This is a genomic window from Mesorhizobium sp. M0833 (genome assembly GCF_040319905.1).
In the GTDB taxonomy this organism is placed as follows: Bacteria; Pseudomonadota; Alphaproteobacteria; order Rhizobiales; family Rhizobiaceae; genus Mesorhizobium.
This window is the reverse complement of record NZ_JAMYOQ010000006.1, coordinates 124231-149694: the sequence shown is the minus strand read 5'-3', so window position 1 is coordinate 149694 and position 25464 is coordinate 124231. Positions and strand designations below refer to the sequence as shown.

Sequence of the window (25464 nt, the reverse complement as noted above, 5' to 3'; positions counted from 1 at the left end):
GATGCGCTGGCGCCGGCGATCCTTCGGAAGATCGAGGAGCGCGAGCGATTGCAAACTTCGACGCTCCGACCCGAGTACTCAGGAGCGTCGACCTGGACTAGTGCCCCTCGATCGCCTTGGGAGACACAAGGTATGGTATCTTGCCGATGCTGCGCTTCGTCGCGCCAATGGAATAGGCCATCGGTATCTTGGGAGAGTTCTCTGGCAGGCCGTACATATCCTTGCCGGCCCGCACGGCAAATGAAAAGTGCTGCCACGAAACAGTGTCATGCTCATTGAGAAAATCGAGCGTCAGACCAGCTGAAATCAGCGCATTCACCACGTCACTGATCGGGTGGATCCATTCATAATAGCGAGGATGCTTCAGGATGCGGTCATCGCCGGTGTAGGTCAGTTCCTCGTTCCAGGCGAGCGGTCGAGCTATCGGCGTTCGCCAGTCGTGCTTCAATTCCAGGGCCGCGGCCTTTCGATCGCACTGAAACATCAATGGATGGCCCTCGGCCATGTAGAGACGGCCGCCGGGTCTCAGGAGGTCGGCAACCACCCGCGCCCAACGGAAAACGTCGTCCAGCCAGTTTACCGAGCCCCATGTAACGTAAGCGATGTCAAAGGTCCGACCGAGCGCTTCCACCGCTTCGAACAGTGGCGCTTCCACGAAGCGCACGTCGGTGCCTGCCTTCGCAGCAAAATCCCGCGCCGCCGCGATCGCCGCCGGTGAAAAGTCGAGCCCCGTCACACTGCCTGCGCCGAGATTCTTCAGGCTGATCGTGTCGAGGCCGATGTGACACTGCAGGTGGACGATATCCTTGCCGGCAATATCGCCGACCTCGCGCGTTTCCAGCTCGTAGAGATTGGATCCGCCGGCCAGCACATTCTCGATGTGGTAGCTGCCCGTTGTGTCGGTCGAGTGCAGTTCGGCCCGATCATCCCAATTAAGGCGGTTCGCACCCAAAAACCGTTCCAAATTCCCCCCACCCCTGACTGACGCATGGTAAACAAGTCGTTAAACTACCTTTGCAGCGAACGTATCGCGCGTCAATCCGGACCGGGCGGCAGTTTGCCACCGTTCGCGGACACCATAGCTTCTGGAACGCTTGCCGCAGATCAAAGGCTTCTGGCGCAGTCGCCGCGCTTGGCAATAAGACCCTGCAGGCGCACCTGACGCCATCCTCGTGGTCTGCATGTGGATTGTCGGTTCCTCAGCCCGGCACAGCCACCATCGCGACATTTCGGGAGAGTTCGTTTGTGGGGGCACCTGCGCCCGCCGTGCCGTTCGTGAGTGCTCGGTAGAGTGCCACATAATCGCTGCACATGCGCTCGACCGTGAACCGCTTCTCGAACGTCTGCCGCACTCGTGCGCGATCGAGGCTGTCTATCCGCTGGAGCGCGCCCACAGCTTCCTCGACGGTATCCACGATCCATCCGGACACACCGTCATCGATGATCTCCGGGACGGCGCCACGCCGGAACGCAACCACCGGCGTACCGCAGGCCATTGCTTCGATCGTTACGAGCCCGAAGGGTTCCGGCCAGTCGATTGGGAACAAAAGCGCTTTCGCATTGCCCAGAAAATCCGCCTTTTGCCGCTCATCGATTTCGCCAATGAACTCCACGTTCGAATGCCGCAGCACTTGCGGCCCGACCCTTTCCTTCCAGAACGACTGGTCCACCTTGTCGATCTTGGCGGCGATCTTCAGGGGAAACCCGGCCCGCGCTGCTATCTCTATGGCCGCTTCCGGCCCCTTTTCCGGCGAGATGCGACCGAGAAACGCAAGATAGCCAGAGGTGTTCGGGTGGAATGGCAGAAGATCGCGGGGCAGGCCATGATGCACGGTTCCAATCCAATTGACTGGCGGCACGGGCCGGCGCTGGTCGAAGGAAATCGAGACCAGGGGAACGTCGTCGAACATAGCATAAAGCTGCGCCAGATCGGGCAGGTCGAGCCTGCCGTGAAGCGTGGTAACCGTTCGCCTGGCAAAATCCCGAATGATGGGGAAGTGCAGAACATCGACGTGGAAATGCAAAACGTCGAATTCATCGGCTCGCCGGCGCACCCGTTCAAGCATCATAACGTGGTGCGGACCACCGTCCTGGACCCTGGGATTCAGGCGCAGCGCGACGTCGCAACACGGCACCAGCTCGGCTGAGGTACGAGAATCGGCGCTGGCGAACAACGTCACCTCGTGGCCCTGTCGGACAAGTTCTTCGGTCAGATACGAAACAATTCGCTCGGTTCCACCGTAGGTTCGGGGCGGCACGGATTCGGTTAGCGGCGCGATCTGGGCTATTTTCATTTAGAAAATCTTTTCGGCGGCGACCGCCGTCTTTCAAACAAGCTTCGGCGGCAACCAAGACAAGCGAGAGCTTCTCGCTGCGAAGTATTCTATGCAGAGCGTATTTATAGTTGTGCCGTCCGTGCTCCTCCCGTGCAAGCAGGTTGCCCTTATTCAACTCCTCTGGATCCAAGAACTGCGATCCATAAGAAATGTTTCACCGGCTCGATAAAAAGACAGAATGAGCTACGCGCCGCCGCCCCGCCGCCCCCTGACAGGCAGCTTTGGATCGCTCGATCACCACCAAGTGATCCAGGCGTGCCGGTGCCGAATGGAACATAAAGCCCGGAATTCAGTTAGATAGCCGGATTTGGCTGGAGTACCGCCAGATGCGGAATTCCAGCTGGGCAGGGCACTACCGTGACACGGAGTGAGCGGCTTCGGGCGCATCTCGCCGAACTCAGGCACCACCTTGCCGAACTCGGGAGCCATAAACGCTCCCTATGGAGGATGCCATGAACCAGTGGACAAACGCCAGGCTCTGTGACGTAGCCAACCTGATCCTTGGGGCAATTCTGTTCTTCTCTCCCTGGATCTTCACGTTTGCGGCAGGCCCGCAGACGCAGAACGCCCTCGGCAGCGGAATCTTGATCGTCGTGCTGTCGGTTGCCGCCCTCGCAGCATTTGCCGTGTGGGAAGAGTGGGTAAACCTGGTCGTCGGACTGTGGGTTCTCGTATCGCCCTGGGTGCTTGGATTCCAGGCGACCACGGCAATGACCGTGCATGTCGTGATCGGCATTCTGGTCGCCGTGCTTGCGGCTATCGAGCTCTGGATGATGTACCAGAACCCGCCGACCCAGTCGGCCGCCTAGCAGGCGCAGCCAGCCAGCGCCCTTTTTGGGCCTGACAAATCGATCGGTCGTCTGCCGGCCTCTCGGCAACAGCCGCCGGAGGCCGGGTAGGCGGTTGTCTGGACGAGAACCAAGAAGGATGGCGCATCATGGTCGGTGACAATCCGCGTTCGACGGCCAGGATTGCAGGACATCCTATTCATCCGATGCTGGTGCCGTTTCCGATCGCCTGCTTCGTCGGCACCCTGCTGACGGATCTGGCCTACTGGCGAACAGCGGAGATGATGTGGGCTGACTTCTCCGCTTGGCTGGTTACCGTCGGCGTGATCATGGGCTGCCTTGCAGCGATCGCGGGGCTGATCGATTTCCTGGCCAATCCGCTGGTAAGGGCACAGCCCCCCGCCTGGCCGCACGTGCTCGGCAATCTGCTGGCGCTGGCGTTGTCCATCATCAACATGCTCGTGCACACTCGCGATGCATGGACCTCCATCGTTCCCACCGGCTTGATCCTCTCGGCGGTTGTCGTGCTCATCCTTATCTTCACCGGTTGGCTGGGCTGGTCCATGGTTTACCGGCATCACGTCGGAGTGGCGGATTGATACGCGCAGCAAGCTCCATCAGTCAGACCAGGCGCATCACGGTGTCCGTGCTCATTTGCACTGCGGCGATCACTCTTGCAGCGTGCAGCGGCAACGACCCGGACCCCAGCAGTCAGATAGGGCCGAATCCAAAACTGCCGGAGCCGGTCCAATATTTCTTCCCGCCCATGCATCTCGCTTCCGTGGTCGGATGGAAGAACGACGAAAAGCCGACAGTCGCGCAGGGGCTGCAGATCCAGGCCTTTGTCAACGGCTTGCAGCATCCGCGGTCGCTTTATGTGCTGCCCAACGGCGATGTCCTGGTGGTTGAGTCCAAGGCGCCTGGCCGCGAACCGATCAAACGGCCCAAGGATTTGGTGATGGGCTGGATCGAGTCCTGGGTCACCTCGGGCGGCGACAGCGGCCCGAGCAACCGCATTACGCTGCTGCGCGACGCCGACGGCGATGGCAAGCCGGAGCTGACCAGCGTATTCCTCGACCACCTCAACTCGCCCTTCGGCGTGGCGCTGGTGGGAAGCGATCTCTACGTCGCCAATACCGATTCCATGGTCCGCTATCCCTACAACACTGGTGACACAAAGATCACCGCGCCCGGAACGCCGCTAACCGCCCTGCCCGGCGGCCCGATCGACCACCATTGGACGAAGAGCCTGGTGGCAAGCCCCGACGGCTCGCTGCTCTATGTCGGCATCGGCTCGAACAGCAACGTCGCCGAAAACGGCATCGAGGCCGAGAAGAACCGCGCCGCCATCTGGCAGGTGGACCGGGCCACCGGCCAGTCGCGCATTTTCGCCAGCGGTTTGCGCAATCCAAACGGCCTGAGCTGGGAGCCGCAGACCGGGGCGCTCTGGGCAGTGATCAATGAGCGCGACGAGCTCGGCCCCAATCTCGTGCCGGATTATCTGACGTCGGTAAAGGATGGCGGCTTCTACGGATGGCCATACAGCTATTATGGCCAGCATCTCGATCCCCGCGTCATGCCCCAGCGTCCGGACCTGGTCGCGAAAGCGATCGTTCCGGACTATGCGCTGAGTTCCCACGTCGCCCCTCTGGGACTGGCCTTCTATACGGCAAACAGCCTCCCCGAGGCATATCGCGGCGGCGCTTTCGTTGGCGAACACGGCAGCTGGAACCGCACGCGCTTCAATGGCTACAAGGTGGTGTTCGTACCATTCAGCGGCGGCCATCCTAGCGGCGTCGCTACCGACGTGGTGACCGACTTCCTGGACAAGGACAACAAGGCGCGCGGCCGGCCTGTCGGCCTGGCTGTCGACAAAACCGGGGCCCTGCTCATAGCCGACGATGTCGGCAACACAGTTTGGCGGATGACATCTGCCGGCCAATAAAGTGGCCCGCTCCCTTCGTCGAGCTGTCGGTCGAGCAGGTGGAAGGGATCCCCGACGATCGCCGTTCCGTGGTTCTGCCAAGCGCATTCGGTGTGCTCGCCATTGCCTGCCGCTGTCACCGCCGACCGAAGGACCGCCAGCGCCGCGAAATGGTATTTTTGCCCTTCCCACAGCCGGCTCTAGAATTTTCATCGCAAATCAAGTTATGATGCACTTGGTATTTCCCGGGACGGCTTGCGCTGCTTGGAATACCGGGAGGAACCGGGACATGGCCGTTGCGCTTGTACTCGTTCTGATAGTCGTGGGCTCGGTGTTGTTCCACTTCCTGAGCCCATGGTGGTGGACGCCGATTGCCTCGAACTGGGACTATATCGACAACACCATCATCATAACTTTCTGGATCACCGGCGTCGTCTTCGCCGCCGTGGTTCTTTTCATGGCCTATTGCGTCTTCCGCTTCCGTCATCGGGAAGGCAATCAGGCGGCATATGAACCTGAGAACAGGCGGCTCGAATCCTGGCTGACGGTCGTCACCGCGGTTGGCGTCACGGCTTTGCTCGTTCCTGGCCTGTTCGTCTGGAGCCGGTTCGTTAACGTTCCAAGCGACGCAACCGAGGTCGAAGTCGTCGGCCAGCAGTGGCAATGGAGTTTCCGCCTGCCCGGCAAGGACGGCAAGCTCGGCACATCCGACACTCGCGACGTCAACGCTGAAAATCCACTCGGCGTCATCGCCACCGATGCCAACGGCCAGGACGATGTCGTAGTGGAAGCGGCCGACCTGCACCTCCCGGTTGGCAAACCGGTCAAGATGCTGCTCCGCTCGATCGATGTGCTGCACGATTTCTACGTGCCGGAATTCCGCGCCAAGATGGACATGATCCCGGGCTCGGTCACCTATTTCTGGTTCACTCCGACCAAGACCGGAACCTTCCAGGTCCTGTGTGCCGAACTCTGCGGCCAGGGACATCCGATGATGCATGGCGTGGTCATGGTCGATACGCAGGAAGACTATCTGGCGTGGCTTGGCCAGCAGCAGACTTTTGCGCAGCTGTCCGCGCCCCAACAGATGGGCTCGGCAGAGTAGGAAACCGAAACGACGGTGCGCCGTCGGGATTGAAAATAGTGCGGCAAGCCCGAACTGTCGGGCTGGCCGAAAAGGGCACGGAGGTGTTCATATGGTCGATATCACACCTGCAGATGCGGTACCGCCGGCCGAAGTCGCGGAAATGGAACTCTACCATCCGCACAGCTGGTGGACGAAATACGTTTTCTCGCAGGACGCCAAGGTCATCGCCATCCAGTATTCGGCGACGGCGACGGCGATCGGCATGGTCGCGCTGGTGCTTTCCTGGCTGATGCGGCTGCAACTCGGCTTCCCCGGCACATTCGACTTCATCACCCCGGAAGCCTACTACCAGTTCATCACCGTGCACGGCATGATCATGGTGATCTACCTGCTCACCGCACTCTTCCTGGGCGGCTTCGGCAACTACCTGATTCCGCTGATGGTCGGCGCTCGCGACATGGTCTTTCCCTATGTCAACATGCTGAGCTACTGGATCTATCTGCTGGCCGTGCTGGTTCTGGTGTCGAGCTTTTTCGCGCCCGGCGGACCGACGGGTGCCGGCTGGACGCTCTATCCGCCGCAGGCGATCATGACCGGTACGCCCGGCGGCCAGGACTGGGGCATCATCCTGATGCTCGTCTCGCTGATCCTGTTCATCATCGGGTTTACTATGGGCGGCCTGAACTATGTCGTGACGGTGCTGCAGGGCCGCACGCGCGGCATGACGCTGATGCGCCTTCCGCTCACTGTCTGGGGTATTTTCACCGCCACCGTCATGGCGCTACTCGCCTTCCCGGCGCTGTTCGTCGCCTGCGTGATGATGCTTCTCGACCGGGCGCTCGGCACCAGCTTCTTCATGCCGGCGATCGTTGAGATGGGCGAACAGTTGCAGCACGGCGGCGGCAGCCCGATCCTGTTCCAGCATCTGTTCTGGTTCTTCGGCCACCCCGAGGTCTACATCGTTGCGCTTCCGGCCTTCGGCATCGTGTCCGACCTGATCAGCACCCATGCGCGCAAGAACATCTTCGGCTACCGCATGATGGTCTGGGCCATCGTCGGCATCGGCGCGTTGAGCTTCGTAGTCTGGGCGCACCATATGTATGTCAGCGGCATGCATCCCTATTTCGGCTTCTTCTTCGCCACCACGACACTGATCATCGCCGTTCCGACCGCCATCAAGGTCTACAATTGGGTGCTGACGCTGTGGCGCGGCGATATCCACCTCACCATTCCAATGCTTTTCGCCCTCGCCTTCATCGTCACCTTCGTCAATGGCGGGTTGACCGGCTTGTTTCTCGGCAATGTCGTTGTCGACGTTCCGCTGTCGGACACCATGTTCGTCGTTGCCCATTTCCATATGGTCATGGGGGTCGCGCCGATCCTCGTGATTTTCGGGGCGATCTACCACTGGTACCCAAAGGTCACCGGCCGGATGCTGAACGAGACACTGGGCCGGTTCCACTTCTGGATCACCTTCCTCGGCGCCTATCTGATTTTCTTTCCCATGCACTATCTCGGCTTGATGGGCGTGCCACGGCGCTACAACGAATTGACCGACATGACGATCATGACGGAATCGGCCCACCACCTGAACTCGTTTATCAGCATCATGGCTTTTATGGTCGGTTTTGCCCAGATTGTGTTTCTGTTCAATCTCATCTGGAGCATCCGCCATGGCCGTGAGGCTGGCGGCAATCCGTGGCGGGCAACGACGCTCGAGTGGCAGACGCCGCAAACACCGCCCGCCCACGGCAATTTCGGCAAGGATCTGCCGATCGTCTATCGCTGGGCCTATGACTACAGCGTACCGGGAGCCAAGGAGGACTTCATACCACAAAACGTTCCGGGCTCCTTCGCGCCCTCCAGGGAGCCGGCATGAGCGTAATCCTGGTCTTCCTGCTCGTGATCGCCGGTATTGCTGGGTGGTGGCTTTCCCATCAGCGGCTAATGACGAAGCCTTGGCTCGAGCAAGGTATGGCCAGGGACTTTGTCGCTCTGCACCGATCGGCGCTGCCGACCGCAAAGATCGGTCTCGGCGTCTTCCTTGCCGTCGTGGGCTGCCTGTTCGCGCTGTTCACCAGTGCTTACTTCATGCGCATGGCGCTGTCGGATTGGCGGCCGCTGCCCATCCCGCCCCTGCTCTGGCTTAACACCGGCGTACTGGTCTTGAGCAGCATTGCGATACAGTGCGCTTCGCTCGCGGCGCGCAAGGGTCAAGTGGACATGGTCAGGCTCGGCCTCGCCACAGCTGGACTCACGGCGCTCGTCTTCCTGATTGGACAGCTTGTGGCATGGCGGGAACTGAGTGCGGACGGCTATTTTCTGGCATCCAATCCGGCCAACAGCTTCTTCTACCTGCTAACGGGAATGCACGGCCTACATATACTGGGAGGACTGGTCGGGCTGGGCAGAACGAGCGTCGGCGCCTGGAACGGAGCGCAGCCGCAGCGGCTTCGCCTCAGTGTCGAGCTGTGCGCCATGTACTGGCATTTCCTGCTTTTCGTCTGGCTCGCCATCTTTGCGCTTCTGGCCGGCTGGGCTTCGACTTTAATCGACATTTGCCGAGGGTTGCTGACCTAGGAGGAACGGGCGGATGGCAGAGACGACACTGGCCCACATCGGCCGAACAGAGCCGCGGCCCGCGGGCTGGCAAGGCATCGCCGCCGACTGGTCCTCGGATCAGCGAGCGTTCAAGAACGTGTCCTGGGGGAAGGCCATGATGTGGATCTTCCTGCTCAGCGACACGTTCATCTTCGGCTGCTTCCTGCTCTCCTACATGACCGCACGTATTTCCACACGCGTGCCTTGGCCCAATCCGAGCGAGGTCTTCGCCCTGCGCATCGGCGGCTCCGACATTCCGCTGATCCTTATCGCCATCATGACCTTCGTGCTGATCTCGAGCAGCGGAACGATGGCCATGGCGGTCAATTTCGGCTACCGCCGCGACCGCCGCAAGACGGCAGTCCTGATGCTCTTGACCGCAGCACTCGGCGCGACCTTCGTCGGCATGCAGGCCTTCGAATGGACCAAGCTGATCACCGAGGGCGTGCGGCCTTGGGGCAATCCCTGGGGCGCTGCACAGTTCGGCGCATCCTTTTTCATGATTACCGGCTTCCACGGCACGCATGTGACGATCGGGGTGATCTTCCTGATCATCGTGGCGCGAAAGGTCTGGCGCGGGGATTTCGACGTCGGACGGCCCGGCTTCTTCACCAGCCGGAGGGGGCGCTACGAGAACGTCGAAATCATGGGGCTCTACTGGCATTTCGTCGACCTGGTCTGGGTGTTCATTTTCGCATTTTTCTATCTTTGGTGAGAGGCAGGACATGGCTGAAGCAACCGCAAACGGCCTGGGACAACACGCACTGGACAGCGCCCATAGGCATGATGCGACGACGACCGGCGTTACCCCGGCGGAGGTTCATCAGGAGCACCCGATCAAGCTCTATCTGGTGGTGTGGGCGTGGCTGTTCATCCTCAGCACCTGCTCCTATCTGGTCGACTATTTCGGTCTCCATGGCTATCTCAGATGGTCGCTGATCCTGATCTTCATGATGCTCAAGGCCGGACTGATCGTCGCCATCTTCATGCACATGGCCTGGGAACGGCTGGCGCTGACATACGCGATCATCCTGCCGCCGGTGCTGGTGCTGGTGTTCGTGACGATGATGGTCTTCGAAGCGGACTACACGCTGCTCACCCGAATGGCGTTTTTCGGGGCCGGGCCCTGACATGCAATCCGGATCCACGCGGTCCGGTCCTTGAGGCTTAGCCTTGAAACAATCCACGGCTGGTCCATTTCTGTTGATATCGGAAACGACAGGCGATGCCGGCGTTTCCACATGCGTCGCGAACACGAGCAAGGGGCGCCCAAGATGACCATCGCAAACAGACTGAAGGACTTCATCGATAGGAAAGGAATTTCCTACGACACCGTCGAGCATCACCGCACCGCGACAAGCAGACAATCCGCCATTGCGGCACATGTGCCCGGCAGCATAATGGCCAAATCGGTGGTCGTTCACCTCGACCGTGGCTACGCGCTCGCCGTGGTTCCAAGCACGCACAGGATAGAACTCGCGACATTGCAGGATGTCATGGAGAAGCCTCTTGGACTTGCCTCCGAAGACGAGGTGGTCTCGTTGTTCGGCGATTGCGACGTCGGCGCTGTGCCGCCGATTGGCGCTGCCTATGATGTGCCTGTGGTTCTCGATGAAAGCCTCGGCGACGCTCCCGAAATCTATTTCGAGGGCGGCGACCACAAGACGCTTGTGCATGTGAGCGGCAAAGATTTCCGCGACCTGACAAAGGACGCGCGCCAAGCCCGTTTCAGCCACCCCGCCTATTGAAAGCTCTGCCTCACTCTGCCCGCACCGGCACTTTCGCCGGTGCGGGCAGAGTGCATTTTTTCAGCTCATGGTCTGGTCGCCGGCGGCGATTCCACAACTTTCCGGTAAACATGCCAGGTGGCATGACCAAGGATCGGCAGCACGACTGCCAACCCGGCGAACACTGGCAGCGATCCAATGATCAGGGCGACGGCGACAATAAGGCCCCACACCGCCATCACGATCGGGTTGGCTAGAACAACGCGCACCGAGGTGTGGATGGCTTCGTAGGCGCCGACATCGCGGTCGAGCAACAACGGGAATGCGACGACCGTGGTGCACAACACAACCGCGGCGAACACGAAGCCGATGGCGTGCCCCAGGATGATGAGCGTCCAGCCGCGTCCCGTGGCGAATATTTCACTGATGAAGCTGGACAGCGATTGCGGCGGCGCCGGGCCGAACAGGGTCTGGTAAAATATCTGGGCCGTCAAAAGCCAGGCGATGAAGATCGCAAGCAGCATGACGCCGACCGCTGCAATAGCCGGCAGCGCTGGAGAACTCCTGACCTCAAAGGCGTGTCTCCACGAGGCGTCGAGCCCGGCTTCCCGCCGCCGACTGATCTCATAGAGGCCGACCGCCGCGAACGGACCAATCAGCGCAAAGCCGGACACAAGCGGAAACAGCAATGGCAGCGTGTTGTTGCCTGATGTCCAGACAGCAAGCACGACTCCGGCAATCGGATAGATCAGGCAGAGAAATACGATGTGCGACGGCTTGACCATGAAATCATCGACGCCACGCCTGAGCGCATCAAAAAGATCGGAGACACCGATTTTTCGAATTCTCGTAGGTTCCAGCGTCTCGCTGGCGCCTGCTATCACGTGAAAGCTTGCCATGACCATTCCTCCAGACCAGGTCCGGTAAGGTCGCGTTTTACGGTGCTGCCGTTCTGCATGATTGGCCCACGCAAACCGCGACCTGCACCATGATCAATATACTCTCATGCGGGGGACTTGTCGCGCTTTGTAGGAAGGCCCGGGAGTAGGAGGTCCCGGGTAGCCCGACTAGCTACGGACGTGGTTCTTCGATATGCTCTTCTAGTCGAAGGTGAAGGTCATGGACGGAAGGACAGTTCTCATACTCGGCCTTGGCGTCGTTATTCTGCTGTTGGTGGGATTTTGTGCTCTGCCAACGTGATTTTTTGAGCCGGGGTCAATAGCCGGCTGAAGCGATCACTCGCATTACAATGGTGTCGGCAAGCAACGCCGCAAATATTGCGAAAAGATAGACAATCGAATACGCAAACAGCGCCTTTGCCGGCTTCATCTCCTTGTCGGCGACGAGAACCTTCCAGGCCTGCCAAATGAAACCTGCACCCAACGCGGCTGAAGCAGTGCCGTAATATCCGCTCGCGAAGCCGAAGCCCCAAGGGAGCACGCCGATTGGCGCCAAAAGCAGCGAATAGGCGAAGATTTGTTTTCTGGTCGAGTGCTGGCCGGCCACATTCGGCATCATCGGGATGCCCGCCGCGGCATAGTCGCCGACTTTGAAAAGGGCCAGCGCCCAGAAATGAGGCGGCGTCCAGAGGAAAATAATAAGAAACAGAATGAGACTTTCAATGCCGATTGCGCCTGTTGCGGCCGCCCACCCGATTACCGGAGGAAGGGCGCCTGCCGCGCCGCCTATGACGATATTCTGTGGCGTCGAGCGCTTCAGCCACATTGTGTAGATAACGACATAGAAAAAGATGGTGAACGCCAACAACGATGCGGCAAGCCACCCCACCAGCACGCCGAGCGTCATGACCGACAGTGCGGAAAGCACCAGACCGAAGCCGAGAGCTTCGCCAGGCGTGACGCGACCGGACGGAATTGGTCGCTTGGACGTCCGAGACATCAAGGCGTCTATGTCTGCGTCGTACCACATATTGAGCGCGCCGGCGGCTCCCGCTCCAACCGCGATTGCGCCGATGGCGATTAGGGCGATAACTGGATTCATCACGCCGGGCGCCACCATCAGGCCGACGAAGGCAGTAAACACGGCTAGCGCCATGACCCGTGGTTTCAAGAGCGCAATGAAATCACCCGCCGTCGCCTCCGAGAGGCGGATGCCGGTATCCTTGAGACGGCTTTCTTCAGTCGACATTCAGACGACCACCGATGGGAACGGCAGCCTAGCCGGCCAATGTCTTTTTTGCAACGAGCCGCCCTCCCCACCGACACTGCCGGCAGATTGCGGCCGAGGCTATGCCTCGACCTGTTTGCGATACCAAGATCCGGCGGAAGAGCCGCGCTATTTGGAGAATTGCTTCAGGTAGGCAATGACATTGGCGATGTCCTCGTCTTTCTTGAGGCCGGGAAACGCCATCTTCGTTCCTTTGACCATCGCCTTTGGATCGCGAAGGTAAGTCGTCAGCGTGGCTTCGTCCCATTTGACGCCCGACTTGCCGGCCTCGGTCATCGCCTTGGAATAGCTGAACCCCGGATGCGTCCCGGCCGTTCGGCCGATGACGCCGTTCAACGACGGACCGACCTTGTTCTGGTCCTTGTCTGCGACGTGGCAGACCTTGCATTTGGCAAACACCTTCTCACCCGCCGCGGCATCCTGTGCCCGCGAGGGGCCGGCAACGACGGTCGCGACGGACATGACGATAAAAAACACAATGGCACGCATGGCATTTCCTCCCTGATCGCCAATTTGCCCTGGCTGACCTGCGCAGGCCGACATTTAGTCCGCTGGCATGCGCTCTTGAATGGCAGAACGGATATCCACTGCTTGGAGTTGCGGCACCTACATACCACGGAACCCGGCCGGCAGGTAGAGTTCGATCATGCAATGGATTAATGCGGACAATCCGCTCAAGGCATTTTGGTGTTGCAGGTGGCGGCGATCCGGCCGACCGCCTCTTCAACTCCGGCGAGGTCAAACTCGGCTTTGCCGCGCCCCGACAGCAGCCCGAACCGCCAGGACAGCAGCAGCCGGTCCGCGGAAATCAGTCGCCTGATGCCGTCGGCACCGTCGCGGACCAGCATCCTGCTGTGCGGCCCGACCGACCAGCTTTCGTTGAGCTTGGCGGATTGGTCGACAGTCACCGACATGGCGATGGTTCGGCTGGCGGAAACGGTGTCGCTCAGCTGCAGCCATTCGCTCCAACGCGGTTCGCCGGCGGTCCGGCAGGCGATCGTCAACACCGGGCTGTAGCTCAATGCGCCGCCGCCGGTGATGAGCTTGTTGGTCGCGTAAAGCGAGGCGGTGACAAGGCCATCGCTGCTCTTGTCGAACCGCCAGTTATCGAGAACCGTATCAGCCTGGGCAATGCCGAAGACCGACGCAAGCAGGAACGCCGCCGCCACGCTTCCGATACCGAAGAACTGTCTCAACGATGCCTCCAACAACCGCTGCGATTTCGCAACCCAGCGCAGATAATCATCAAAGCTTCGTATCGCTACCTCGACCGCCAGATACGTGAAATCCGTTGCGTCTGCGCCACAACGAAAAAGGCCGCCTCGAGAAGGCGGCCTTTCGGAATTCAGCAGGAACGTTATTCAGCGTCCTTGGCGGCCTTCTTCTTCGGCGCGGCCTTTTTCTTCGGCTCTTCGGCGTCGTCGTCGGCCTTCTTTGCGTCCGCTTTTTTCGCAGCCGCCTTCTTCGCCGGCTTGGCCTTGGTTGTCTCCGTATCCTCGTCGTCGGCCAGCAGCTCTTCCTTGCTGACCTTGACATCGGTGACCGAAATCTGGCCGAGCAGATGGTCGACCACCTTCTCTTCGAACATCGGCGCGCGCAACGTGTTCAGCGCTTCGGGATTGTTGCGGTAGAATTCGAAGGCTTCCTGCTGCTGGTTTGCCGGATAGCGGCGCACCTGCTCGAATAGGCCGCGCTGCAGTTCCTCGTCCGTCACCGTGACGCCGGCCTTCTCGCCGATTTCGGCGAGAACCAGGCCGAGACGCACGCGGCGCTCGGCAAGCCGCATATATTCAGCACGCGCTTCTTCTTCCGTCGTCTCTTCGTCGGCAAAGGTGCGCCCGGCAGCTTCGAGATCGCGATTGACCTGGTTCCAGATGTTGTTGAACTCGGCCTCGACGAGCTTGGACGGCGCCTCGAACGAGTAGGCAGCGTCGAGCTGGTCGAGCAACTGCCGCTTGACTTTCTGGCGCGTTATCGAGCCGAACTGGTTCTCGATCTGACCGCGCACCACCTCGCGGAGGCGCTCCAGCGATTCCAGGCCGAGATTTTTGGCCATCTCGTCGTTGATCTCAAGTTCGCCGGGCTTCGACACTTCCTTGACGGTCACGTCGAAAGTGGCTTCCTTGCCGGCCAGATGCGCCGCCTGGTAGTTTTCCGGGAAGGTAACCGTGACCTGCTTCTCGTCGCCGGCCTTGCTGCCGACCAGCTGGTCCTCGAAGCCGGGGATGAATTCCTTCGAGCCGAGCACCAGCGGCTGATCGGTGCCGGCGCCGCCGTTGAAGGCTTCGCCGTCGATCTTGCCGACGTAATCGATGGTCACGCGGTCGCCCTCGGCGGCCTTGCCGGTCTTCGGCTCGTAAGTGCGGGCAGATTCAGCGACACGCTTGACCTGCTCGTCGATCTCTTCATCCGGCACGTCGAACACCTGGCGCGTCACCTTGATGTCGGAGAAATCCTTGATCTCGATCGGCGGAATGACCTCATAGTTCAGGCGGAACTCGAAGTCGGCACCGCCTGCCAGGATCTTCTCGGCTTCCTTCTCGTCCTCGGTCATGATCACTTCGGGCTGCATGGCAGCCTTTTCGCCGCGCCCAGTGATGATCGAACGGGTCGAGTCATTGAGGATCTCGTTGACCACTTCGGCCATGAACGATTTGCCGTAGACCTTGCGCAGATGCTGCACCGGCACCTTGCCGGGGCGGAAGCCGTTGATGCGGACCTTGTTCCTGGCATCGGAGAGCCGCGCCATCAGCTTGGCTTCCATGTCACCAGCCGGCACGGTGATCTTGATCTCGCGCTTGAGACCGGAGTTGAGCGTTTCGGTGACCTGCATCATAAAACCTTTGTTTCCACCAATGAGGCCGTCAAACGGCCCCTGCCGCTTACAGCCTGCCGGTATGATCTTGCCGGGAATGGCTTTTGGTGCGGGACTTGGCGATCTGTCCGCTCAAGGCGGCACAAATCTTCCAGAAATACGCTCCAAAATGTGAATAAGTCTTTGTTTTTCCTACTTCTTATCACATTCTGCAGAAGCGGATCGTCGCGTCCCGTCACATTCGACACGCCTTTTGTCACAGGCGACGCTGATTTTCAACCATCTTTGCATTCCGGCCAAGGATACCGATGTGAGCTCTGACATTGACAGAATGATGGCTACATGGGATTGGCCGGGCAATGCGGATGTGGCGGAATTGGTAGACGCCCTGGATTTAGGTTCCAGTGCCGAAAGGCGTGGGGGTTCGAGTCCCTTCATCCGCACCATCCCTTCGCTCTTCGAGCTTCGGGTGGCAGGCCACTCGAAGCTCCTCCGAAGCCCTGGCGAAGGAGGGTCATTGGCAAGGCAGTAGCGCGATCTAATAAAGCGGTTCCTCGAACAGTGTCTTGTCGCCGTCGACCAGCGCCTTGATCTGCGCCGTGCCGTTGGCCGCGATCGCCACGCGGATGCCGAACGGCCGCACCCGCATGTCGTTCTGGATCGCTATCCCCTCGCCTTCCGGCAGATAGAAGCGCTCGATGCCGTACTCCGGCGCGATCGTCGTTGCTCCCTGGCTGATATCCCAGCCCTCGGAGACGTGTCCGACGATATCGGCTTCACCGGATGCTGCCGGCGCCGGCGCTTGCCCGAACCAAGCCGCGGTCGGCCCCCAATAGCCATCGGCGCCCTGCTTCAGCCTGACCACGATCGACGTTTCCTCGCTGGAAAGCTTGCCGGCCGGAATGTTGCCGATCAGTTTCACCGGTATGCGCGAAATATCGTAGCCGAGCAGAATGTAGTCACCGCGCAAGAGATCGCGCGGATCGATCGGCTCGACCCTGAGCAGGACCTGCTTGCCATCGCGCAGGATCGCCGCGCGTCCGGCGATGATCCAGCTCAGAAAGCCGATCTGGACGAGCGCCAGGACCAGCGCCGAGATGATCAGTCTTTTGCCGGTCATCATGCCGCCGCTCCTGTCATGTTCGAGGCGTTCATGCGCTTTTCTATGCGGATGATAATGAAAGCAAGAACGGCGAGAAGCACCGCCGCCGCAAGCAAGAAGCCTGCCGTGTCCAGCATTGATTGCAGCATCACCACATAAATGATGGCGAGTTCGAAGGCGAAGCCCGCATAGGCAACCCAGCGCAGTCCCCGGCTCTCGCGGCCGCCCAGCACGATCGCCGCGACGATGCCGGCCAGCGCAACAGCCGAGGCAATGGCGAAGCCGCCATTGTAGCTGCTTTCATCCGCCAGTTCGAATTGAATCATCGCCAGGCCGGTGAGAAAGCCGATCAGCGCGTGCAAGGGTAACCTGCCGCCGAGTTGCAAAACCCTCTCGACCGGCCCGGCAGCAAAGATCGCAGCGGTAAAAAGCAGCACCGACGCGGCAACGAGCGGGATGGCGACTTGCAGCGTGTCGTATTCCATGGCCAACAGCACGAGGTAGAAAAGGACCGACAGGATGATCAGGTGGCGCGCCGCCTGGCTGCGCGTCCAGAACGAAACGGCGAACACAATTAGCGCCATGACCACGAAGAGATGCGGAAATTCCGTGCGCCGGAAGTAGTCGAACCCTCTCAGGAACAGCCAGGCATCGGCGATGCCGACGGCAGCGACGGTCAGCGGGTTTGAGCGCAGCGCCACCGCCGCCAGCGCCGTGCCGGCGCCCCAGGTGATCAAGGCCGAGGCCTCGTCGCCCGACAAATGATACATCTGGCCGATCAGCGCGATCGATCCGCCGAACGCTGCTGCCGCGACGATCCACAGCGCCTCGCCGATCGCCGCATGGTCGCGCATCTTCAGCACCGCCCCGCCGACATAGCCGGCAAGGATAACGGCAAAAAGTGCCGCGACCCGCACCAACCGCGGGATGACTTCCCAGTTGGCGGCGATGAAGATCAGGGTAGCGGCGCCGAACAGCAGCGCCGCCATCATCGCCAGGATCGAGCCGAAACTCAGCGATTTGCGTTCGTTTGCCTCGACGTCTCGCGTCAGCGCAACGGCTGTCGGCGCGTCGATCAGGCCGGCCTGTTGCCATCGTGCGATATCCGACCTGACCCGTGACGAATAGCTCGCCATGCCCCTCCCCCTTTGCTCGGTCCTTTTAGCTTGTCCGGCCAAGCGTTTGACCTAACGGCATTTTTCCGATCTGGGCGGAAAACCGGACGCGCGTTAATGTTGCATTGCACAAATTGCATTGCTGCCATGCACCAATAGCGCTTTTAAATCGATATGACCCCACCTATTTTCACGGTGCACACAAAGACGGAATGATCCGAAAGAAAGACGAAACGAGACTACCATGAACCTGATCCGCAACTATCGCAACTGGCGCCGCTATAGGGACACCGTGTCCGAGCTGAGCCGCCTGAGCACCCGTGAACTGACCGATCTCGGCATCAGCCGCAGCGACATTCACTACGTCGCCCGCAAGTCGGTCTAATCCTTCGGGCCGCAAATGGTCCGAACCAGTTTTGAAAAGAGAACGACAATGAACCTGATCCGCAACTATCGTAACTGGCGCGTCTACCGCGAGACGGTTACCGAGCTGGGTCGCCTGTCGAACCGCCAGCTCAACGATCTCGGCATCGTCCGCGACGAGATCAAGATGATCGCTCGCAAGGCGATCTAACCACAAGAATTTCGCCAGGGTCGACCTCCTCCCCGACCCTGACGGATACGGTCAGCCGTCACCTCCTCCCGAGGGTTGACCACAAAAACGGCGCCCGCCGGACCTCCTCCCCCGGCGGGCGTTGTTTCCAGGTTGTTTCTAAAAGGGTTTCGCGCCCTTTCACACGGCGAAAAGAATTTCGTCAAAGCCGACCTCCTCCCCGGCGATGACGAATACGGTCGATCTTCACCTCCTCCCGAGGATCGACCAACAAAACGACACCCGCCGGACCTCCTCCCCCGGCGGGTGTTGTTGTTTTGGGGCGGCTTCCCCCGTCAGCCATTCTCCCGCGTGGCAATTGCAATCCTTGCGCCAAGCGACTATTTCGGCGCTCATGGACAAGAACCCCATTCACGTTATCGGCGGCGGACTTGCCGGCTCCGAAGCCGCCTGGCAGGCGGCCGAAGCCGGCGTTCCCGTTGTCCTGCATGAAATGCGTCCCGTCCGCGGTACCGACGCGCACAAGACCGACGGGCTGGCCGAGCTCGTCTGTTCCAACTCCTTCCGCTCCGACGATGCGCAAACCAATGCCGTCGGCCTGCTGCACGCCGAAATGCGGCTGGCCGGTTCGCTGATCATGAGCGCCGGCGACGCGCATCAGGTGCCGGCCGGCGGTGCGCTTGCCGTTGACCGCGACGGATTTTCCGAAGCGGTCACCAAGAAGCTCGAAGCCCACCCGCTCATCACCATCCGACGCGAGGAAGTGACCGGCCTGCCGCCGGCGGACTGGGACCAGGCGATCGTTGCCACCGGACCGTTGACAGCGCCTTCGCTCGCCCAGTCGATCGCGGAAGCAACCGGCGCCGACGCGCTCGCCTTTTTCGACGCCATCGCGCCGATCGTCCATTTCGACACCATCGACATGGACATCTGCTGGTTCCAGTCGCGCTACGACAAGGTCGGCCCCGGCGGCACCGGCAAGGATTACATCAACTGCCCGATGGACAAGGAGCAGTACCTTGCCTTCATACAGGCGCTGGTCGACGGCCAGAAAACCGAATTCAAGCAATGGGAAGGCACGCCCTATTTCGACGGCTGCCTGCCGATCGAGGTGATGGCCGAGCGCGGCGTCGAGACATTGCGCTACGGGCCGATGAAGCCGATGGGACTGACCAATGCGCATAATCCGTCTGTAAAGGCGTATGCCGTCGTTCAGCTTCGCCAGGACAATGCGCTGGGCACGCTCTATAACATGGTCGGCTTCCAGACCAAGCTGAAGCACGCCGAGCAGGTGCGCATATTCCGCACCATCCCCGGGCTGGAACACGCCGAGTTCGCCCGCCTCGGCGGCCTGCACCGCAACACCTACATCAATTCGCCGACGCTGCTCGACGCTTCGCTGCAGCTGAAGTCGCGGCCCGGCCTGCGATTTGCCGGCCAGATCACCGGCTGCGAGGGTTATGTCGAGAGCGCCGCCATCGGCTTGCTTGCCGGGCGTTTCGCCGCCGCCGAAAGGCTTGGCCATGCGCCGTCCCTGCCGCCCTTGACCACCGCTTTCGGCGCGCTGCTCAACCACATCACTGGTGGCCATATTGTCTCCGACGACGAGCCGGGAAAGCGATCCTTCCAGCCGATGAACGTCAATTTCGGCCTGTTCCCGCCGGTGGACGCGCCAAAGATCGAAGGCAAGCGGCTGCGCGGCAAGGACAAGACGGTCGCCAAGCGGCACGCGGTGACATCGCGCGCGCTGGCCGACTGCCGCGAATGGCTGGGGCTGCCTGCAACAGCGCAAGCTGCGGAATAACGGTCGGGTTGGCTACGCGGCAGCCAACTATGCGACCGGCCAGCCCCGTGTCGCGCGCCGGAACAAGAGCCAATGCCGGCGCAAGGCCGAAAGCCGCACCGCGCTATCAAGCGGTGAATGGCGGGAGCCGTCCATCTTGTCGAGATAGGCGCGCGTCAGAGCCAGCGGCAGAAAGGCCGGGCGCAGTGAAACCGGCAGAGCGAACGCCCCCTGCTCGAAAGCGGAAAGATGCTCGCGTGCCAGCGCGATCATCGCGGCGACCGCGCGTTCCGCGCCCGGCCCGCCGTCGCCCGCAACGAATTCTTGCGGCGACGATCCCGCCGCCGCCAAAATATCGGCCGGGACAAAGCACTGTCCCCGCTTGCGATGCAGCGGCAACAGAAGCAGGAGACCGGTCATCGCTTGCGCACAACCTGCCCTGCCGGCAAGTTCGGCAAAGCGTGGTGCTTGGACCGAATCGAGCACCATCGCCGCAAGCTGGATGAGTGCTGCGGCAGTCTCGCCGCAATAGCCTTCGAGATCGGTGCGCGACGGCATCGGATCGTCATAGAGATCGAAGATGCGCGCTTCGAGCATGTTCTCGAAGGCGGCCTTAGGCAGGCGGTGGGCGGAAATCGCCGCCCTCAGCGCGTCCGCCACGGGATGGCCGATCTGAGTCCGATCCTCTTCGGCGGCGATCACGTCTCGCCACCATTGCAGCCGCACCTCGCCCGGCAGCGCCTCGTGGATGCGATCGCGTATGCCGGCGACTTCGGCATTGAAGGCATAGAGCGAAAACAGCGCGTCGCGCTTGTTCTCGGGCGCATAGAGCACACTGAGATAGCGGTCATGGTCGGCGGCACGCACCGTGTCCATGACGACTTTGGTGTTTTCGGCCACGTCAGTCGACGGCGATGAGCGCTGCGGCCACGGCGCGATCTTCCGCCAGCAGCACATTATAGGTCCGCACCGCCGCCCCCGTCGACATCGGATCGGCGGAAATGCCCGCTTCTTTCAGCGCCGTACGCAGCGCGGCAGGCAATGGCCTCAGATCCTTGCCGCTGCCGACCAACAGGATCTCAACCTTGGCGGCCTCGTTGAACAGCTTGGCGAAATCCGCTGCCGTCAGCGCCAACGGATCGGCCGGCTCCCAGCCATAGATGCCCGAAGGCAGGCACAGCAGCGAGCCGCGATGCGACATGTCGGCAAAGCGGAAACCGCCATTGCCGTAAGCCTCGATCGGTGCGCGGCCCGGGAAATGCGCCTCGCGGATGACGATGCCCTTGGCCACTTTTGAGGCAAGCCGTCAGGTAGCTATGGCTTTGCCGCCGCCCACCGGCTTTTCCTCATCGGACGCTGTGGCCTGCGGCCGCAGCTTGAACAGGATAAGCAGCGGCGCGGCGATAAAGATCGACGAATAAGTGCCGAACACGACGCCGAACAGCATCGCCATGGTGAACGAGCGGATCACCTCGCCGCCGAACAGCACCAGCGCCAGCAACGCCAGGATCGTCGTCACCGAGGTCAGCGTCGTCCTCGACAGCGTCTCGTTGATGGCGTTGTTCAGCAGCTGCGGCAGTGGCATTCGCTTGTATTTTCGCAGATCCTCGCGAACGCGGTCATACACGACGATCGTATCGTTGAGCGAATAACCGATGATGGTGAGGATCGCCGCCAGCGACGACTGGTTGAATTCCAGGCCGGTGATAACGAAGAAGCCGATCGTCATGACCACGTCGTGCACGGTCGCAACGATGGCGCCGACCGCGAACTGCCATTCGAAGCGGAACCAGACATAGATCAGGATGCCGAGCAGCGCGATAAGCATGGCGATGGTGCCTTGCTTTGCAAGCTCGCCCGAGACCGTCGGCCCCACCACTTCGACGCGGCGGAAATCATACTGGTCCTGCAGCTCGCCGCGCACCTTGTCGATGACGGTCTGCTCAGCGTTCTCGCCGCCCGCCTGCGTGCCGACGCGGATCAGCACGTCGTTCGGTTCGCCGAACTGCTGAACCTGCACCTCGCCGATATTAAGTTCCGTCAGCCTGCCGCGGATGTCGGCCAGATCGGCATTGCCGGCCTTGGACTGCACCTCGATCAGTGAGCCGCCCTTGAAATCGATGCCGTAATTTATGTCGATGGTCATGAAGCCGATGACCGACAGCACCGAAAGCACGCTGGACAGTGTGAACGTCCAGCGGCGAATACCCATGAACGGAATTTTCGTGCCTGGTGGAATGAACGTCACAGGCGCCCGCGGCAACTCCTTCGGACGGGCGCGGCGAAGCCAGATCGACACGAGCAGGCGTGTGAAGGTGAAGGCGGTGAAGACCGTAGTCAGGATGCCGATGGCATAGGTGACGGCAAAGCCCTTCACCGGCCCGGTTCCGAGCCAGAACAGCACCACGGTCGCGATCAGTGAGGTCACGTTGGAATCGACGATGGTCGCCAGCGCCTTGCTGAAACCGGTATCGATCGCCTGAATGACCGAGCGGCCGGCACGTCGCTCCTCGCGGATGCGTTCATAGATGAGAACGTTCGAATCGACCGCCATGCCGATGGTCAGCACGATACCGGCGATACCGGGTAGGGTCAGTGTCGCTCCAAGCAGCGACAGCAGCCCGACGATCATCGCCACATGCACCGCCAGCGCGATGTTGGCGAGGAAGCCGAGGAAGCCGTAGGCGACGAACATGAATGCCACCACCAGGATCGACCCGATGATGCCGGCGACCTTGCCGGCATGGATGGAGTCCTGGCCAAGTCCCGGCCCCACCGTCCGCTCTTCGATTACCGTCAGCGTCGCTGGCAAGGCGCCGGCGCGCAGCAGCACGGCGAGATCGTTGGCGCTCTCGGCGGTGAAATTCCCCGATATCTGTCCGGTGCCGCCCGGGATCGGTTCACGGATCTGCGGCGCCGAAATCACCTGATTGTCGAGGATGATGGCAAACAGCTTGCCGACATTCTGTGCCGTCGCCTGGCCGAACCGCTGCGCCCCTTTCGAATCGAACCGGAACGAAACAACCGGCTCGTTGGTCTGGGAATTGAACGTCGCCTGGGCATCGACCAGGTTTTCACCCGAAACGATGACGCGGTTCTCGATCAGGTACGGAACCGGCGGATCGTCCTGCGAATACAGCACCGAGGATCCCGGCGGCGGGCGGCCGTTCAGCGCATCCTGCACCGGCATCGATTGGTCGACCATCTGGAAGGTCAGCTTTGCCGTCTGGCCAAGAATTTCCTTCAGCCGCTGCGGGTCTTGGAGACCAGGCACCTGCACCAGGATACGGTCGTCGCCTTGGCGCTGCACGATCGGCTCGGTGGTGCCGAGTTCGTTGACGCGACGCTCGACAACCTGGATCGCCTGCGTCAGCGCCGTCGAGGTGCGATATTTGATCCCCGCATCGGTGACGGAGAATTTGAGCAGGCCGGGCTCGGAATCATCCAGCGTCATCTCCTGGATGGAGCCGCCGCTGAACAGGCCTGCGGCCACCGGATTGGTCAATGGTTTCAAGGTTGTTTTGGCAGCGTCGATCTGTGCGGGATCGGTGATGCGGACCTGCACCGTGCGGCCCGTTCCGGAAAGGCCGGTATAGCCGATCTTGGCATCGCGCAGCAGCGTCCTGATTTCATCGCGCGTCGTCTCCAGCCGATCCTTGATCAGATCGTTCGGATCCATCCTGAGCAGGATGTGCGAGCCGCCCTGGAGGTCGAGGCCGAGCGTCATCTGCCGCTTCGGCACCCAGTCGGGAAGCTTGGCCAGCGTGCTGGCGGAAAAAAGGTTGGGCGCAGCGAGGACCACTGTGGCGGCCACGGCCAGCCAGATCAGGATCATCTTGAAGCGCGAAAAATAAAGCATCAGTTCTTATCCGTTCAGGCGTACAAGCGGCAGCATTCCGCCATCGGTCGGTTTGCGGGCATATTTCTAATTCTGACCACGGCCGGCCCTATCGTGCTTCCTCGGCGATTGTCAATCTTGCTGGCAAGGGGCCGGTGCGCAGCAGCAGGGCGAGGTCATTGGCGCTTTCAGCGGTGAAATTTCCCGATATCTGACCGGTGCCGCCTTCAATGGGCTCTCGGATAACAGGCGCCGAAATAACCTTATCGTCTAATATAACCGCAAACGGCTTGCCGATATATTGCGTCGTAGCCCATTTGAAACGCGCCGTACCCCGGGAATCAAGCCGGAATGAGACGACGCGTTCATCGGTCGCCAAATTGCGGGTTGCTTGCGCATCCAGCACATTTTTACCTGAAAGGATAACCCGATTTTCGATCAAGTAGGGAACCGGAGGATCGTCCATCGAATAAAAAACCGCCGAGCCGACGGGCGGGCGGCCGCTGATTGCCTCGTCGACTGGCATCGACAGATCAACGAGTTGGAAGCTCAGGTGACCGGGCCGGGTGAGGATTTGTCCTAGCCTTTGCGGATCGGCAACGCCCGACGTGCGGACCAATATGCCGTCTTCATTCGTTGACCGAACCACCGGGTGGGTGGCGCCCAGGTCGCGGATACGATCTTTGATGACTTCAACCGACTGTGCAAGCGCGGCCGAAGTTCGATACTTCAAACCTGCATCCGTTACGGTGAATTTGAGCAGGCCGGGCTCACTGTCGTCCAGGGTCATTTCCTGGACGCCGCTGTCCGCGACAGGATCGGTCACCGTTTTGATTGCCGCCTTGGCGAGGTCAAGCTGAGCCGGATCTGTTATGTGCACCTGAACGGTCCGAGCCGAACTGGCAAGGCCGGTATAGCCGATCCTTGCTTCGCGTAGCAGCGACCGGACCTCGTCGCGTGTCGCTTTCAGCCGGCCCTCGATCACGTCGGTCACATCCAACCTGAGCAGGATGTGTGGACCATCTTGCTGGCTTGCTTCAACTATTGACTGGCTTTCGGCAAGCCATTCGGGTCGCGTGGTATGCAAACCGGCGGCGAAGATATTAGTCGCGTGGAAGACAACCGTGCCGGCCAAGGCAAGCCACTTCAGGATCATCTTCAGGCGCCAAAGGTGGAACATATGCCGTCGTTCGTCAGAGCCCTGCCCGCGGATCGTTCCGCCGACAATTCGGTTATTTCTTGGCGTTCTGGTTCGCCACCGGCTCGCCCTTGACGCGCACGTCGGCGATCGTCGATCGCAGCGCCGTCACCTTGGTGCCACCGCCGAGATCGATCTCGAGCTCGTTGTCGTCGATGACCTTGGTCACCTTGCCGACAAAGCCGCCGCCGGTGACGACGGTGTCGCCACGGCGAACCGCCGCCAGCATCTCGCCGCGCTTCTTCAGCTGCGTGCGCTGCGGCCGGATGATCAGAAAATACATGATCACGAAAATCAGAGCAAACGGCACGATCTGGATAAACATTGCGGACGAGTCCCCGCCGATGCCTTGGGCGTATGCCGGTGTCACGAACATCGAGGTACTCCTGAATTTTAAAAACAGCCGCAAA

Annotated in this window: 26 protein-coding genes and 1 tRNA gene; 13 read left to right on the top strand and 14 right to left on the bottom strand. The window is 60.7% G+C overall.

Translation table 11 applies throughout. The annotated features are described in order from the left end of the window. Positions 1 to 97 precede the first annotated feature (97 nt). Together NKH98_RS09545 and NKH98_RS09540 are read right to left on the bottom strand one after the other, a co-directional pair. Positions 98 to 952: a class I SAM-dependent methyltransferase gene (locus NKH98_RS09545; protein WP_352479767.1), complete on the bottom strand. Its 855-nt coding sequence runs from the start codon at positions 950 to 952 to the stop codon at positions 98 to 100. A 247-nt stretch (positions 953 to 1199) separates the two neighbouring features. Continuing rightward, positions 1200 to 2294, bottom strand: coding sequence for a glycosyltransferase family 4 protein (locus NKH98_RS09540; protein WP_352479768.1), 1095 nt, complete (start codon positions 2292 to 2294; stop codon positions 1200 to 1202). A gap of 494 nt (positions 2295 to 2788) precedes the next feature. Between NKH98_RS09540 and NKH98_RS09535 the strand changes: the two genes are divergently transcribed. From NKH98_RS09535 to NKH98_RS09495, 9 genes are all read left to right on the top strand, one after another. Next, a complete protein-coding gene (locus NKH98_RS09535; RefSeq protein ID WP_254818350.1) occupies positions 2789 to 3145 on the top strand; it encodes an SPW repeat protein in 357 nt (118 codons plus the stop codon). A 128-nt stretch (positions 3146 to 3273) separates the two neighbouring features. Then, positions 3274 to 3723 (top strand): DUF2231 domain-containing protein, encoded by a 450-nt coding sequence (locus NKH98_RS09530; protein ID WP_254818349.1) that lies wholly within the window; start codon positions 3274 to 3276, stop codon positions 3721 to 3723. A gap of 68 nt (positions 3724 to 3791) precedes the next feature. Further along, entirely contained in the window at positions 3792 to 5069 is a 1278-nt protein-coding gene (locus tag NKH98_RS09525; RefSeq protein WP_502894223.1) for a PQQ-dependent sugar dehydrogenase, read from the top strand. Positions 5070 to 5337: 268 nt separating this feature from the next. Beyond that, on the top strand, positions 5338 to 6153 hold the full coding sequence (gene coxB, locus NKH98_RS09520; protein WP_254818347.1) for a cytochrome c oxidase subunit II: 816 nt from the start codon (positions 5338 to 5340) through the stop codon (positions 6151 to 6153). 91 nt (positions 6154 to 6244) lie between these two features. Next, entirely contained in the window at positions 6245 to 8014 is a 1770-nt protein-coding gene (gene ctaD / locus NKH98_RS09515; protein WP_352508763.1) for a cytochrome c oxidase subunit I, read from the top strand. After that, positions 8011 to 8715 carry a cytochrome c oxidase subunit 3 gene (locus NKH98_RS09510; protein ID WP_352897899.1) on the top strand — a complete coding sequence of 235 codons (705 nt, stop codon included), beginning with the start codon at positions 8011 to 8013 and terminating at the stop codon, positions 8713 to 8715. Before ctaD ends, NKH98_RS09510 begins: the two co-directional genes overlap by 4 nt. A gap of 13 nt (positions 8716 to 8728) precedes the next feature. Then, a complete protein-coding gene (locus NKH98_RS09505; protein WP_254818344.1) occupies positions 8729 to 9451 on the top strand; it encodes a heme-copper oxidase subunit III family protein in 723 nt (240 codons plus the stop codon). Between the two features lie 10 nt (positions 9452 to 9461). Further along, positions 9462 to 9866, top strand: a complete 405-nt coding sequence (locus NKH98_RS09500; RefSeq protein WP_352479772.1) for a cytochrome C oxidase subunit IV family protein — start codon at positions 9462 to 9464, stop codon at positions 9864 to 9866. Between the two features lie 144 nt (positions 9867 to 10010). After that, positions 10011 to 10484, top strand: coding sequence for an aminoacyl-tRNA deacylase (locus NKH98_RS09495; RefSeq protein WP_352897897.1), 474 nt, complete (start codon positions 10011 to 10013; stop codon positions 10482 to 10484). 65 nt (positions 10485 to 10549) lie between these two features. On the opposite strand, the gene NKH98_RS09490 is transcribed toward NKH98_RS09495, so the two are convergent. The 5 genes from NKH98_RS09490 to tig form a co-directional block, all read right to left on the bottom strand. Beyond that, entirely contained in the window at positions 10550 to 11362 is an 813-nt protein-coding gene (locus tag NKH98_RS09490; RefSeq protein WP_352897895.1) for a DUF2189 domain-containing protein, read from the bottom strand. Positions 11363 to 11678: 316 nt separating this feature from the next. Beyond that, a complete protein-coding gene (locus NKH98_RS09485; protein ID WP_352897892.1) occupies positions 11679 to 12611 on the bottom strand; it encodes a heme o synthase in 933 nt (310 codons plus the stop codon). 147 nt (positions 12612 to 12758) lie between these two features. Next, a complete protein-coding gene (locus tag NKH98_RS09480; RefSeq protein ID WP_502894222.1) occupies positions 12759 to 13112 on the bottom strand; it encodes a c-type cytochrome in 354 nt (117 codons plus the stop codon). 212 nt (positions 13113 to 13324) lie between these two features. Then, on the bottom strand, positions 13325 to 13846 hold the full coding sequence (locus NKH98_RS09475; protein ID WP_352897886.1) for a hypothetical protein: 522 nt from the start codon (positions 13844 to 13846) through the stop codon (positions 13325 to 13327). A gap of 161 nt (positions 13847 to 14007) precedes the next feature. Continuing rightward, the gene (tig, locus tag NKH98_RS09470; RefSeq protein ID WP_352804313.1) at positions 14008 to 15483 is read right to left on the bottom strand and encodes a trigger factor; all 1476 of its coding nucleotides are present in this window, start codon (positions 15481 to 15483) and stop codon (positions 14008 to 14010) included. Positions 15484 to 15826: 343 nt separating this feature from the next. On the opposite strand from tig, the gene NKH98_RS09465 reads away from it, so the two are divergent. Then, positions 15827 to 15911: transfer RNA gene (locus tag NKH98_RS09465), tRNA-Leu, on the top strand. Positions 15912 to 16003: 92 nt separating this feature from the next. Here the strand turns inward: NKH98_RS09465 and NKH98_RS09460 are convergent. Both NKH98_RS09460 and NKH98_RS09455 read right to left on the bottom strand, forming a co-directional pair. Beyond that, the gene (locus NKH98_RS09460) at positions 16004 to 16588 is read right to left on the bottom strand and encodes a GDYXXLXY domain-containing protein (RefSeq protein ID WP_352646697.1); all 585 of its coding nucleotides are present in this window, start codon (positions 16586 to 16588) and stop codon (positions 16004 to 16006) included. Then, entirely contained in the window at positions 16585 to 17703 is a 1119-nt protein-coding gene (locus NKH98_RS09455) for a DUF2157 domain-containing protein (protein WP_352646699.1), read from the bottom strand. The genes NKH98_RS09460 and NKH98_RS09455 overlap by 4 nt, the downstream gene beginning before the upstream one ends. A 223-nt stretch (positions 17704 to 17926) precedes the next feature. Here NKH98_RS09455 and NKH98_RS09450 point away from each other — a divergent pair, with 223 nt between their 5' ends. The 3 genes from NKH98_RS09450 to trmFO all read left to right on the top strand — a co-directional run bounded on the left by NKH98_RS09450 (position 17927) and on the right by trmFO (position 20039). Continuing rightward, positions 17927 to 18067 carry a DUF1127 domain-containing protein gene (locus tag NKH98_RS09450; RefSeq protein ID WP_254818335.1) on the top strand — a complete coding sequence of 47 codons (141 nt, stop codon included), beginning with the start codon at positions 17927 to 17929 and terminating at the stop codon, positions 18065 to 18067. A gap of 48 nt (positions 18068 to 18115) precedes the next feature. After that, complete coding sequence (locus NKH98_RS09445) at positions 18116 to 18256, top strand: DUF1127 domain-containing protein (RefSeq protein ID WP_254818334.1); 141 nt, start codon at positions 18116 to 18118, stop codon at positions 18254 to 18256. A gap of 373 nt (positions 18257 to 18629) precedes the next feature. Next, the gene (gene trmFO / locus NKH98_RS09440) at positions 18630 to 20039 is read left to right on the top strand and encodes a methylenetetrahydrofolate--tRNA-(uracil(54)-C(5))-methyltransferase (FADH(2)-oxidizing) TrmFO (protein ID WP_352897884.1); all 1410 of its coding nucleotides are present in this window, start codon (positions 18630 to 18632) and stop codon (positions 20037 to 20039) included. 27 nt (positions 20040 to 20066) lie between these two features. Here the strand turns inward: trmFO and NKH98_RS09435 are convergent, their stop codons facing one another. From NKH98_RS09435 to yajC, 5 genes are all read right to left on the bottom strand, one after another. Then, complete coding sequence (locus NKH98_RS09435) at positions 20067 to 20894, bottom strand: phytoene/squalene synthase family protein (protein ID WP_502894221.1); 828 nt, start codon at positions 20892 to 20894, stop codon at positions 20067 to 20069. 25 nt (positions 20895 to 20919) lie between these two features. After that, entirely contained in the window at positions 20920 to 21309 is a 390-nt protein-coding gene (locus tag NKH98_RS09430; protein WP_352505854.1) for an Mth938-like domain-containing protein, read from the bottom strand. A gap of 15 nt (positions 21310 to 21324) precedes the next feature. Continuing rightward, positions 21325 to 23877, bottom strand: coding sequence for a protein translocase subunit SecDF (secDF, locus tag NKH98_RS09425; RefSeq protein ID WP_352897880.1), 2553 nt, complete (start codon positions 23875 to 23877; stop codon positions 21325 to 21327). Between the two features lie 88 nt (positions 23878 to 23965). After that, positions 23966 to 25012 carry a SecDF P1 head subdomain-containing protein gene (locus NKH98_RS09420; RefSeq protein ID WP_254818329.1) on the bottom strand — a complete coding sequence of 349 codons (1047 nt, stop codon included), beginning with the start codon at positions 25010 to 25012 and terminating at the stop codon, positions 23966 to 23968. A gap of 76 nt (positions 25013 to 25088) precedes the next feature. Continuing rightward, a complete protein-coding gene (yajC, locus tag NKH98_RS09415; protein WP_254818328.1) occupies positions 25089 to 25430 on the bottom strand; it encodes a preprotein translocase subunit YajC in 342 nt (113 codons plus the stop codon). Between the last annotated feature and the right edge of the window lie 34 nt (positions 25431 to 25464).